We start from the raw sequence: 513 nt of genomic DNA on the forward strand, positions 1-513 counted from the left end.
ATAGCTCCCGTCATCATACGATAGCTCCAATTTATCCTTCGCTCTACGAATAATGTGATCATCCTGATATCCAAGCACTCGGCTCTCTTCAATGAGGTTAGCTTCATCTTTCGAGACCACTTCTTTAGCTGGTGCCAGCGACTCTGCATACTTATCAACCCAGCACATAATATCAAGCGTCAAAAGCTCTGGCGTTGATGTCACTATTTCTAATATTTCGTGCAGCTTAATTTCAAGTTCATCTCTATTCATAGCTAGTCCTCCTCATCGATTTGATCCCATAGATACTCGTTTTCTTCGGATAATTCATCAAGCTCACGTTCTAAACCATTAATGCGCTTTTGTAGCTCTTTCACATCAGTGTTGACTGGCAAAGAGGTTGCAAAAATATCAAGTAGAGTGTCAGTGATCACATTGATGTCTGGGGCCTTGCTTTCTGTCACCCACTTAGATATTGCTAATTCGATTTGAGCTTTCAAATTTCGTTTCATCCGCGGTTACTCCTAAATTATA

At 40.7% G+C, this 513-nt stretch carries 2 protein-coding genes; both read right to left on the minus strand.

Going from position 1 to position 513, the window contains the following annotated elements:
• A partial coding sequence (locus JCM17471_RS13190) for a hypothetical protein (RefSeq protein WP_156321733.1) occupies positions 1 to 252 on the minus strand: 252 nt, incomplete at its 3' end.
• Between the two features lie 2 nt (positions 253 to 254).
• Positions 255 to 491, minus strand: a complete 237-nt coding sequence (locus JCM17471_RS13195; RefSeq protein ID WP_054778180.1) for a hypothetical protein — start codon at positions 489 to 491, stop codon at positions 255 to 257.
• Positions 492 to 513 lie beyond the last annotated feature (22 nt).

Source organism: Lacticaseibacillus saniviri JCM 17471 = DSM 24301 (assembly GCF_001311785.1).
Lineage (GTDB): Bacteria > Bacillota > Bacilli > Lactobacillales > Lactobacillaceae > Lacticaseibacillus > Lacticaseibacillus saniviri.

Excerpts from the sequence above, each read along its gene's own strand:
- JCM17471_RS13195 (WP_054778180.1), bottom strand. The coding sequence starts at position 491 with ATGAAACGAAATTTGAAAGCTCAAATCGAATTAGCAATATCTAAGTGG.